Here is a 12,498-nt window from a genome sequence, read left to right on the forward strand (position 1 = left end):
TTTTTTGTTTCTAGCTTTATCGAAAATCCCACCGGAAGAACAAAGCAGTATAAAAAACTAAAAAGGCACCCGAAGGTGCCTTTTTCTTAAGCTTTTAACGATTACTCGTTATATGACTTACTCTTCAGAAGAGAAACCAGCGTTTAGAAGTGCCGCTAGGTTATCCGTTGCTTGCTCAGCAGAAGGACCATCTTGCGCTTCAGAACGTTTAGCTTGACGCTCTTGGTGGTATGCGAAACCAGTACCAGCTGGGATCAGACGACCAACAATTACGTTCTCTTTCAGACCACGTAGGTCATCACGCTTACCAGAAACCGCAGCTTCTGTTAGTACGCGAGTTGTCTCCTGGAACGATGCCGCAGAGATGAACGACTCAGTCGCTAGAGATGCTTTAGTAATACCTAGTAGTTCACGTTCGAAACGTGCAGGCTCTTTGCCTTCAGCTTCTAGGTTACGGTTAGCAATCTTAACTTGTGAGTACTCAATCTGTTCACCAGGTAGGAACTCAGAGTCACCAGAGTGAGTAATAGTACACTTACGCAGCATCTGACGAACGATAGTTTCAATGTGCTTATCGTTAATCTTAACGCCTTGTAGACGGTAAACTTCCTGTACTTCGTTAGCAATGTACTGCGTTACCGCGTGTACACCACGTAGACGTAGGATGTCATGTGGAGACTCTGGACCATCTGCGATCACATCACCACGTTCAACTTTTTCACCTTCGAATACGTTCAACTGACGATGCTTAGGAATCATCTCTTCGTAAGCTTCACCGCTTTCACGTGTGATCACTAGGCGACGTTTACCTTTCGTCTCTTTACCAAAGCTCACAGTACCTGTGTGCTCAGCAAGGATTGCAGGCTCTTTCGGCTTACGTGCTTCAAATAGGTCAGCAACTCGTGGAAGACCACCGGTGATATCTTTGTTACCGCCAGACTTCTGAGGAATACGTGCTAGTGTTGCACCAACACCTACTGCTGCGCCATCTTCGATGTTCACAATCGCTTTACCAGGTAGGAAGTAGTGAGCTGGCATATCAGTACCAGGGATCATTACATCGTTACCTTGCTCGTCAACAAGTTTGATAGCTGGACGCATATCTTTACCTGCTGAAGGGCGAGCTGCTGGGTCAGTTACTTCGCTTGAAGATAGACCAGTTAGGTCATCAGTTTGACGAGATACTGTTACGCCGTCGATCATATCTACGAACTGGATGCGACCTGCTACCTCAGTAATGATAGGTAGTGTGTGCGCTTCCCAGTTTGCAACTGTTTCGCCAGCTTGAACTGTATCACCATCGCCTTTGCTTAGTAGCGTACCGTAAGGCAGTTTGTGCTTCTCTTTAGTACGACCAAACTCATCAACGATAGTTAACTCTGTCGCACGAGAAGTGATAACGATCTTACCGTCATCAGCCAATACAGATTTAGCGTTGTGTAGCTTGATAGAACCGTTGTTCTTAACTTGAACACTGTTCTCTGCCGCTGCTGTCGATGCCGCACCACCGATGTGGAACGTACGCATCGTTAGCTGTGTACCTGGCTCACCGATAGACTGAGCAGCAATAACACCCACTGCTTCACCTTGGTTCACTAGGTGACCACGTGCTAGGTCACGACCGTAACATTGTGCACAACAACCGAAGTCAGAATCACACGTTACTACAGAGCGCACTTTCATGCTGTCTACTGAGTTCTCTTCCATGATTTGACACCACTTCTCATCGATCAGGGTGTTACGTGGAATAAGAACGTCTTCAGTGCCAGGTTTTAGTACGTCTTCAGCAACAACACGACCAAGAGCAAGCTCAGAAAGTGCAACTTTAACATCACCACCCTCGATGTGAGGCATCATGTCGACACCTTCGTGAGTGCCACAGTCATGTTCAGTTACAACAACGTCTTGAGCAACGTCTACTAGACGACGAGTTAGGTAACCCGAGTTCGCTGTTTTCAGTGCCGTATCCGCAAGACCCTTACGAGCACCGTGCGTTGAGATAAAGTACTGAAGTACGTTTAGACCTTCTTTAAAGTTCGCTGTGATCGGCGTTTCGATGATTGAACCATCTGGACGCGCCATCAGACCACGCATACCCGCAAGCTGACGAATCTGTGCTGCAGAACCACGAGCGCCCGAGTCCGCCATCATATAGATGCTGTTGAATGACTCTTGCTGTTCCTCTTCACCGTCACGGTTAACTACCGTTTCAGATGAAAGGTTTTCCATCATTGCTTTCGCAACACGGTCGTTGGTCGATGCCCAGATATCGATAACTTTGTTGTAGCGTTCGCCCGCAGTAACAAGACCTGATTGGTACTGTTCCTGGATTTCACGTACTTCTTCTTCCGCTTCTGCGATTTCAGTGTACTTAGCTGCTGGTACAACCATATCGTCGATACCAACAGATACACCAGAAAGTGCCGCGTATGCGAAACCTGTGTACATGATTTGGTCAGCGAAGATTACTGTGTCTTTCAGACCTAGTTTACGGTACGCCTCGTTAAGTAGGTTAGAGATTTGCTTCTTACCTAGCTTTTGGTTAACGATGCTGTACGGTAGACCAGCTGGCACGATTTGCCATAGCATTGCACGACCAACAGTGGTGTCTACCATCTTGGTTTCTGTAGTGCTGTTGCCGTCTTCGTCTACAACAGTTTCTGTAATACGTACTTTAACGCGTGCGTGAAGCTCAGCTTGTTTAGTGCGGTATGCTTTCTCAGCCTCTTCTGGGCCAGAAAGGTACATGCCTTCACCTTTCACGTTGATCTTTTCACGAGTCATGTAGTACAGACCCAATACAACGTCCTGAGAAGGTACGATGATCGGATCACCTGACGCTGGCGACAGAATGTTGTTTGTCGACATCATCAGAGTACGAGCTTCAAGTTGTGCCTCTAGAGTTAGAGGTACGTGAACCGCCATTTGGTCACCATCGAAGTCCGCGTTGTACGCCGCACAAACAAGTGGGTGTAGCTGAATCGCTTTACCTTCGATCAGTACTGGTTCGAACGCCTGGATACCTAGACGGTGAAGTGTCGGTGCACGGTTCAATAGTACTGGGTGTTCACGGATTACTTCGTCTAGGATATCCCAAACGACCGCTTCTTCACGCTCTACCATTTTCTTAGCAGCTTTGATTGTAGTCGCAAGACCACGAGTCTCTAGCTTGCTGTAGATGAATGGTTTGAATAGCTCAAGTGCCATCTTCTTAGGAAGACCACACTGGTGTAGACGCAGGTATGGACCTACTGTGATTACAGAACGGCCAGAGTAGTCTACACGTTTACCTAGAAGGTTCTGACGGAAACGACCTTGTTTACCCTTGATCATATCAGCAAGAGATTTCAGAGGACGCTTGTTAGAACCTGTGATCGCACGACCACGACGACCGTTATCTAGTAGAGCATCAACAGACTCTTGCAGCATACGTTTTTCGTTACGTACGATGATGTCCGGAGCCGCTAGCTCTAGAAGACGCTTCAAACGGTTGTTACGGTTGATCACACGACGGTATAGATCGTTAAGATCAGAAGTCGCAAAGCGGCCGCCATCTAGAGGTACTAGAGGACGTAGATCTGGCGGAAGTACTGGAAGTACAGTTAGGATCATCCACTCAGGGTTGTTACCCGATGCGATGAACGCTTCTACCAGCTTAAGACGCTTAGTTACTTTCTTACGCTTAGTTTCAGAGTTTGTTGTCTCTAACTCTTCACGCATTTGTTCTGCTTCAGCGTGCATATCCATAGAACCTAGTAGGTCCTTGATAGCTTCCGCACCCATCTTAGCAGTGAACTCGTCGCCCCACTCTTCTAGACGATCTAGATACTCTTCTTCAGTAAGCATCTGACCTTTTTCTAGATCAGTCATACCAGGCTCTGTTACTACGTACATTTCGAAGTACAGAACGCGTTCGATATCACGTAGAGGGATATCCATTAGTAGACCGATACGAGACGGTAGCGATTTTAGGAACCAGATGTGAGCTACTGGTGAAGCCAGTTCAATGTGGCCCATACGGTCACGACGAACTTTAGTTTGTGTAACTTCTACACCACACTTCTCACAGATAACACCACGGTGCTTCAGGCGCTTGTACTTACCACAAAGACATTCGTAGTCTTTAACTGGACCAAAGATACGCGCACAGAACAGACCATCGCGTTCAGGTTTGAACGTACGATAGTTGATCGTTTCAGGTTTTTTAACTTCACCGAAAGACCATGAACGGATCATGTCTGGTGAAGATAGACCGATTTTGATTGCATCAAATTCTTCGGTCTTATGCTGTGCTTTTAGAAAGTTTAATAAGTCTTTCACAATCAGCTCCTGTAAGGAGTTAAAAGGAGCTCACTCGCTAAAGTGAGCACCTTCTTCCAAATAATCGCTTTGATTCTCTCGACTTTCATCAAGAGAGAAAAGGATTACTCTTCGTCTTCTAGCTCGATGTTGATACCTAGCGAGCGGATCTCTTTCAACAGTACGTTGAACGATTCTGGCATGCCAGGTTCCATGCTGTGGTTACCGTCTACGATGTTCTTGTACATCTTAGTACGGCCGTTAACGTCATCCGACTTAACCGTTAGCATTTCTTGTAGCGTGTAAGCAGCACCGTATGCTTCTAGTGCCCATACTTCCATCTCACCGAAACGCTGACCACCGAACTGAGCTTTACCACCTAGTGGTTGCTGCGTTACTAGGCTGTACGAACCAGTTGAACGAGCGTGCATCTTGTCATCAACAAGGTGGTTCAGTTTCAGCATGTACATGTAACCAACAGTTACAGGACGCTCAAACGCATCACCTGTGCGACCATCAAACAGTGTTAACTGACCTGATGTTGGTAGATCTGCTAGCTCAAGAAGTGCTTTGATTGACTCTTCTGGAGCGCCATCAAATACAGGAGTCGCGATTGGTAGACCGCCACGCAAGTTCTTGATCAGAGTACGTACTTCATCATCAGATAGAGAAGCAATGTCTACTTTCTGGCGAGTGTCGCCTAGATCGTAAACTTTTTGTAGGAACTCGCGGAATTTCGCTAGTTCTTGCTGCTCTTTAACCATCTGGTTGATCTTGTCACCGATACCTTTCGCTGCCAGACCTAAGTGTACTTCTAGGATCTGACCGATGTTCATACGCGAAGGTACACCCAGTGGGTTAAGTACGATGTCTACAGGCTGACCTTTCTCATCGTATGGCATGTCTTCAACAGGGTTGATCTTAGAGATTACACCCTTGTTACCGTGACGACCCGCCATCTTATCACCAGGCTGAATGCGACGTTTAACCGCTAGGTAAACCTTAACGATCTTCAGTACACCAGGTGCTAAATCATCACCTTGAGTGATCTTACGACGCTTAGTTTCGAACTTCTTATCAAAGTCGGCTTTTAGCTCATCCCACTGCTCAGCAAGTTGCTCAAGCTGAGTTTGTAGTGCGTCATCTTCTAGCGTTAGTTCTAGCCACTTCTTACGATCAGTTGTGTCTAGTTTCGCTTCAGAGTAACCGCCTTCAATCAATACAGCTTTAACACGGTTTAGAAGGCCGCCCTCAAGAATCTGGAATTCTTCAGTTAGGTCTTTCTTCGCTTCTTTAAGCTGCATCTGTTCGATTTCAAGCGCACGCTTGTCTTTCTCTACGCCATCGCGAGTAAAGACTTGAACGTCGATGATCGTACCTGATACAGAGTTAGGTACACGTAGTGAAGTATCTTTAACGTCAGATGCTTTTTCACCGAAGATTGCACGTAGTAGCTTCTCTTCAGGCGTTAGCTGAGTTTCACCTTTAGGTGTAACTTTACCAACTAGGATGTCGCCACCCTTAACTTCAGCACCGATGTAAACGATACCTGACTCGTCTAGTTTAGACAGAGCAGACTCACCTACGTTTGGAATATCCGCTGTGATCTCTTCAGAACCAAGCTTAGTATCACGCGCCACACAAGTCAGTTCTTGGATGTGGATAGTCGTGAAACGGTCTTCTTGAACTACGCGCTCAGATACTAAGATCGAGTCTTCGAAGTTGTAACCGTTCCAAGGCATGAACGCGATACGCATGTTTTGACCAAGCGCTAGTTCACCAAGGTCTGTTGAAGGACCATCAGCAAGAACGTCACCGCGTGATACAGGCTCACCTGGCATCACACATGGGCGCTGGTTAATACATGTGTTCTGGTTAGAACGTGTGTATTTAGTCAGGTTGTAGATGTCGATACCAGCTTCACCTGGTACTAGCTCTTCTTCGTTAACTTTAACAACGATACGAGAAGCATCTACTGACTGGATTACACCACCACGTTTAGCAACTGCAGTTACACCTGAGTCAACTGCTACGTTACGTTCAATACCAGTACCAACAAGCGGTTTGTCAGCTTTCAGTGTTGGAACTGCCTGACGTTGCATGTTCGCACCCATCAATGCACGGTTCGCATCATCGTGTTCTAGGAACGGGATAAGCGATGCAGCGATAGATACAACCTGGTTTGTCGCAACGTCCATGTACTGAGCGTGCTCACGAGGGTGTAGACCAGATTCACCTTTCTGACGAGCTGTGATCAGCTCATCTGCAAAAGTACCATCTTCGTTTAGCTTAGCGTTCGCCTGTGCGATAACGAATTGGCCTTCTTCGATTGCAGATAGGTAATCTACTTCGTCTGTTACTACGCCATCTACAACGCGACGGTATGGTGTCTCTAGGAAACCGTACTCGTTACAACGCGCAAACGCAGATAGAGAGTTGATCAGACCGATGTTTGGACCTTCAGGCGTTTCGATAGGACATAGACGACCGTAGTGAGTTACGTGTACGTCACGTACTTCGAAGCCAGCACGTTCACGAGTTAGACCGCCAGGACCCAATGCAGAAATACGACGCTTGTGCGTTACTTCTGATAGCGGGTTGTTTTGGTCCATGAACTGTGAAAGCTGTGAAGAGCCAAAGAATTCTTTAACTGCCGCTGAAATTGGCTTCGCGTTGATCAAGTCTTGAGGCATGATTGCGTCAAGATCGCCTAGGCTTAGACGCTCTTTAACTGCACGCTCAACACGTACTAGACCTACACGGAACTGGTTCTCAGCCATTTCGCCTACAGAACGGATACGACGGTTGCCTAGGTGGTCGATATCGTCCACTTCGCCCTTACCGTTACGGATCGCGATCAGCTTCTTCATCACTTCGATGATATCAGTTTCATCAAGCGTGCCTTGCTCTTGAGCATCTTCACGGCCGATAGAGCTGTTGAACTTCATACGACCAACAGTCGATAGATCGTAACGCTCTTCAGAGAAGAATAGGCTTTCGAATAGAGCTTCTGCAGCTTCTTTTGTTGGCGGCTCACCAGGGCGCATCATGCGGTAGATTTCTACCAATGCAGAAATACGATCAACCGTGCTGTCGATACGTAGTGTTTCTGACATGAATGGACCGTGGTCTAGATCGTTCGTGAATAGAACTTCTAGCGCTTTGTGGCCAGCCTGAGATAGGTTCGCTAGTGCTTCCAGGCTGATTTCCTGGTTAGCGTTAACAATGATCTCGCCAGTTGCTTCATTGATGTAATCTTTAGATGCAACTTTACCAACGATGTACTCAACTGGTACTTCGATGTGATCAACGCCATCTTTTTCTAGTTGGCGGATATGACGAGCTGTTACGCGACGACCCTGCTCAACGTAAACTTTACCATTTGCTTCGATGTCGAATGACGCAGTTTCACCACGTAGACGATCCGGAACCAACTCCATCAATAGAGTTTGGTCTTTCACTTCGAAGTTCACTTTCTCGAAGAAGATATCTAGGATTTCTTCTGTCGACTTACCTAGTGCTCGAAGGATGATCGATGCTGGTAGCTTACGACGGCGGTCGATACGAACGTACAAGTTATCCTTAGGATCAAACTCGAAATCAAGCCATGAACCACGGTAAGGAATAACACGTGCGTTGTATAAAACTTTACCTGAAGAGTGGGTCTTACCCTTATCGCTGTCGAAGAACACGCCTGGGCTTCGGTGCAGCTGGGATACGATAACCCTCTCGGTACCGTTGATTACGAAGGTACCATTGTCTGTCATGAGTGGAATTTCACCCATGTAGACTTCTTGTTCTTTAATGTCTTTTACAGTACCTGCTGGCGCGTCTTTATCAAAGATAACTAGGCGTAGTTTTACACGTAGTGGCTTTGAGTAAGTTACACCGCGGATTTGACATTCTTTAACGTCAAAAACTGGCTCACCAAGACGGTAGCTAACGTATTGCAGCTCAGAATTGCCGTTGTAGCTCTGAATCGGGAATACAGAACGGAAAGCGGCTTCAAGACCGTATTGACCTTCAGGATCCTGTTCGATAAATTTGTCGAACGAATCGAGCTGGATCGATAGCAGGTATGGAATGTCCAAAACTTGTGGACGAGTACCAAAGTCCTTACGGATGCGCTTTTTCTCGGTATAAGAGTAAACCATGGGGTTCCTCAGCTCGCTGATAAGTGACCCAAACTGTCCGCCCGCTCCTAGTTACTTAAGGGGGGTAAGGGACAGTGACTAATATAGCTGTTTACTGTAGTGACATTTCATTTCGTAAGAATGAAATGTTTTTTGCATGGATATCAGGCGCTTAAACAGCGGGAAAATTCGCCTATACCCTACAGCGCAAAAAGGCCGGTGGTTAAAAAACCACCAGCCAATTAGCCGTTAGGCTAAGAAACTATGCAATAATTACTTAACAGCAACAGTTGCACCAGCTTCTTCTAGCTGAGCTTTAAGAGCTTCAGCTTCTGCTTTCTCAACACCTTCTTTAAGAGGTGCTGGAGCGCCGTCTACTAGAGCTTTAGCTTCTTTAAGACCTAGGCCAGTTGCGCCACGTACTGCTTTGATTACAGCAACTTTGTTACCGCCAGCAGCTTCTAGGATTACGTCGAATTCAGTTTGCTCAGCAGCAGCTTCGCCTGCAGCAGCGCCGCCAGCTACAACAGCAGCAGCAGCAGAAACACCGAATTTCTCTTCCATTGCTTCGATTAGTTCAACAACTTGCATTACAGACATTTCTGCAACTGCGTCTAGGATTTGCTCGTTAGTAATAGACATAACAATTCTCTTTTAAGTCAACAATAAGTTTATTAAGCAACCAGTAAAAAGCAAGGCTTATGCCGCTGCTTCTTGTTTTTGATCGCGGATAGCTGCGATAGTACGCGCCAACTTGCCAGCCGAAGCTTCTTTCATGCACATCATTAGGCGTGCGATTGCTTCGTCGTAAGTTGGTAGTGTTGCTAGTACTTCAGCGTCAGTTAAAGCGCCTTCAAATGCAGCAGCTTTGATCTCGAAATCTTTGTTCTCTTTAGCGAAGTCTTTGAAAAGACGCGCTGCAGCACCTGGGTGCTCATTAGAGAATGCGATTAGAGTAGGACCAGTGAAAGTGTCAGTTAGACACTCGTACTCAGTACCTTCAACCGCACGACGAGCAAGAGTGTTACGAACAACTCTCATGTAAACGCCAGCTTCACGAGCTTGTTTACGTAGAGAAGTCATCGCGCCAACTTGAACGCCACGAGAATCAGCTACAACTGCAGAAAGTGCACCACTGGCAGCTTCGTTGACTTCAGCAACAATTGCTTTTTTGTCTTGAAGGTTTAAAGCCATCTTGGATTTACTCCTGGTTGTCGTTACACCACTCACTATCATCACGACAGTGAGAGCTATTGAGGTGCTTCCCCAGAAGAAAGTTAACTATATTACATAGAGCTTTCTGTCAGTTCGGGCACCATCTACGTAGGATAATTAAGTTTGCTTTTACACAAACACCTACGGTCTTGGACGGAGACTGGGTCTTAATTCATTTCGAACTAGGAGACAGTTCAAAGAACCAAAGTTCAGCCCCAACCACAAATATTAGGCGCAAAATTATACACTAATTTTGCGCCTAAGCAAATAAATTATGCTTGAGTGTTCAGGCTAGCCTGATCAACAGCAACACCAGCACCCATAGTAGTAGAGATGCTTACTTTCTTCAGGAAAGTACCTTTCGCTGAAGATGGCTTAGCTTTCTTCAGAGCAACTAGAAGTGCTTCTAGGTTCTCTTTGATCTGCTCAGCAGAGAAATTTGCTTTACCGATAGTAGTGTGGATGATGCCGTTTTTGTCGTTACGGTAACGAACCTGACCAGCTTTAGCGTTTTTAACTGCTTCAGCAACGTTAGGAGTTACAGTACCAACTTTAGGGTTTGGCATAAGACCGCGAGGACCTAGGATAGTACCTAGTTGACCTACAACGCGCATTGCATCTGGAGAAGCAACAACTACGTCAAAGTTCATTTCGCCTTTCTTAACTTGCTCAGCAAGATCTTCCATACCTACGATGTCTGCGCCAGCTTCTTTAGCTGCTTCAGCGTTAGCACCTTGAGTGAACACTGCAACGCGGATTTCGCGGCCAGTACCGTGAGGTAGTACAGTTGCACCACGTACGTTCTGGTCAGATTTACGAGCATCAATGCCTAGGTTAACAGCAACGTCTACAGACTCAACGAATTTAGCAGTCGCTAGTTCTTGAAGAAGAGCAACAGCTTCGTTGATTTCGTATTCTTTAGTTACGTCAACTTTTTCGCGGATTACGCGCATGCGCTTAGTTAGTTTTGCCATCTTATTAACCCTCTACCACTAGGCCCATTGAACGAGCAGTACCAGCGATAGAACGCTTCATCGCTTCGATGTCAGCACCAGTCATATCAGCAGCTTTAGTTTCTGCGATTTCTTGGATTTGAGCGTCAGTTACAGTACCAACTTTTTCAGTGTTTGGACGACCTGAACCAGACTTAACGCCAGCAGCTTTCTTAAGAAGAACAGCAGCAGGTGGAGTCTTAGTTACGAACGTGAAAGAACGGTCGCTGTATACTGTGATAACTACTGGAGTTGGTAGACCTTTCTCAATAGATTCTGTTTTTGCGTTGAACGCTTTACAGAATTCCATGATGTTCACACCGTGTTGACCTAGTGCAGGACCTACTGGTGGACTAGGGTTAGCCATACCAGCAGCAACTTGTAGCTTGATGTAAGCTTCAACTTTCTTAGCCATGATAATTCCTAAGTTTGGGTACAAACGCTAATCGCGGATCAGCTCCCCGTTTGTGTAAGAAACTTTTTACTTCACTTGAAGTAAAAAGGCGCGAAATTATAGTCATAATCCGCGCCTTATACAACCCTAAAAAGGTGATTTTTTATACTCTTTAACGAAGAGTCTTAGTCCAGCTTTTCAACCTGACCAAATTCAAGCTCAACTGGTGTCGCACGACCAAAGATCGATACAGACACTTTCAGGCGGCTCTTCTCGTAATCCACTTCTTCAACAGTACCGTTGAAGTCAGCAAATGGACCTTCGTTAACACGTACCACTTCACCCGCTTCGTACATTGTACGCGGACGAGGCGCTTCACTCGCTTTCTCAAGACGATTAAGAATCGCGTCAGCCTCTTTATCCGTGATAGGTGCCGGACGGTCTGAGGTACCACCAATGAAGCCCATGACACGCGGCACACTGCGTACTAGGTGCCATGATTCATCGTTCATAATCATCTGAACAAGGACGTAACCTGGGAAGAACTTACGCTCAGATTTGCGACGCTGACCCGCGCGCATTTCCACTACTTCTTCAGTAGGAACCAGTACTTCACCGAATAGCTCTTCCATGCCGTGCATTTTGATATGCTCGCGCAGAGATTGAGCTACACGACCTTCAAATCCAGAGAAGGCTTGAACCACATACCAGCGTTTTTTTGGAGCTTCACTCATGAATAAAAACCCTCTATACCCCAGTTGCTAGAGCTACTAGACGAACCATAATTCCGTCAATACCCCATAGCACTAGAGCCATTACAATACTTACAGCTAAAACGATCAGTGTTGTTTGCATGGTTTCTTGGCGAGTAGGCCAAACAACTTTACGTACTTCCATACGAGATTCTTTTGCAAAACTGATCGCTGCTTTACCTTTAGTCGTTGTTGCTGCAACGCCTAAGGCAGCTGCAATAAGAACAACAACGCCTGCAGCACGAACCACTACAGACATTTCACCATACAGGTAATTACCCACAACAGCGGCAGCTGCCAATACGAAAGCGGCTACCCACTTAAACGTATCTGCTGCGTTTGAGCTATCAGGAGTTTCAGCATTATTTGCTTTCATAAAACCAACCTGTTACAAGTCTTAATATAGACGACAACAACCCCGCTGTTGCAGGGCAAACTCCATATCGCTGAAAAAATCAGCGTACTCTTCTTAAGATTAAGCCTCTTTGCTTAATCTTGCTCTGCGCCCAACCCACTTCTGAACAAGAAAACAGCAAAAATAATGTTGAGTGCAGAAAAAGGGCATCAAATGATGCCCTTTTTGCTACTGGTTCGTCAAATCTAATTCAAGATTTTCCGAAAGCATCGCTAATTCGCTATGAATTAGTCGAAGATCTTAGCAACAACACCAGCACCTACTGTACGGCCACCTTCACGGATCGCGAAACGTAGAC

The 12,498-nt window shown here is 46.1% G+C and carries 8 protein-coding genes and 1 pseudogene; all 9 read right to left on the reverse strand.

All coding sequences use genetic code 11. The annotated features are described in order from the left end of the window. Positions 1-117: 117 nt before the first annotated feature. On the reverse strand, positions 118-4,320 hold the full coding sequence (gene rpoC / locus R8N46_RS23560; protein ID WP_005382514.1) for a DNA-directed RNA polymerase subunit beta': 4,203 nt from the start codon (positions 4,318-4,320) through the stop codon (positions 118-120). Positions 4,321-4,424: 104 nt separating this feature from the next. Then, positions 4,425-8,453, reverse strand: coding sequence for a DNA-directed RNA polymerase subunit beta (rpoB, locus tag R8N46_RS23565; RefSeq protein ID WP_005384685.1), 4,029 nt, complete (start codon positions 8,451-8,453; stop codon positions 4,425-4,427). Positions 8,454-8,705: 252 nt separating this feature from the next. Continuing rightward, on the reverse strand, positions 8,706-9,074 hold the full coding sequence (rplL, locus tag R8N46_RS23570) for a 50S ribosomal protein L7/L12 (RefSeq protein ID WP_005382540.1): 369 nt from the start codon (positions 9,072-9,074) through the stop codon (positions 8,706-8,708). 57 nt (positions 9,075-9,131) lie between these two features. Continuing rightward, positions 9,132-9,626: a 50S ribosomal protein L10 gene (gene rplJ / locus R8N46_RS23575; RefSeq protein ID WP_005382538.1), complete on the reverse strand. Its 495-nt coding sequence runs from the start codon at positions 9,624-9,626 to the stop codon at positions 9,132-9,134. Positions 9,627-9,919: 293 nt separating this feature from the next. Beyond that, the gene (gene rplA, locus R8N46_RS23580; protein WP_005384683.1) at positions 9,920-10,621 is read right to left on the reverse strand and encodes a 50S ribosomal protein L1; all 702 of its coding nucleotides are present in this window, start codon (positions 10,619-10,621) and stop codon (positions 9,920-9,922) included. A 4-nt stretch (positions 10,622-10,625) separates the two neighbouring features. Next, a complete protein-coding gene (gene rplK, locus R8N46_RS23585) occupies positions 10,626-11,054 on the reverse strand; it encodes a 50S ribosomal protein L11 (RefSeq protein WP_005384682.1) in 429 nt (142 codons plus the stop codon). A gap of 164 nt (positions 11,055-11,218) precedes the next feature. Further along, positions 11,219-11,767, reverse strand: a complete 549-nt coding sequence (nusG, locus tag R8N46_RS23590; RefSeq protein ID WP_005384681.1) for a transcription termination/antitermination protein NusG — start codon at positions 11,765-11,767, stop codon at positions 11,219-11,221. Between the two features lie 13 nt (positions 11,768-11,780). Next, the gene (gene secE, locus R8N46_RS23595; RefSeq protein ID WP_005384680.1) at positions 11,781-12,161 is read right to left on the reverse strand and encodes a preprotein translocase subunit SecE; all 381 of its coding nucleotides are present in this window, start codon (positions 12,159-12,161) and stop codon (positions 11,781-11,783) included. Positions 12,162-12,427: 266 nt separating this feature from the next. Continuing rightward, positions 12,428-12,498: pseudogene (locus R8N46_RS23600) on the reverse strand (elongation factor Tu); the annotation flags it as partial.

It is taken from the genome of Vibrio sp. 1874 (assembly GCF_033344395.1).
GTDB classification, from domain to species: domain Bacteria; phylum Pseudomonadota; class Gammaproteobacteria; order Enterobacterales; family Vibrionaceae; genus Vibrio; species Vibrio alginolyticus.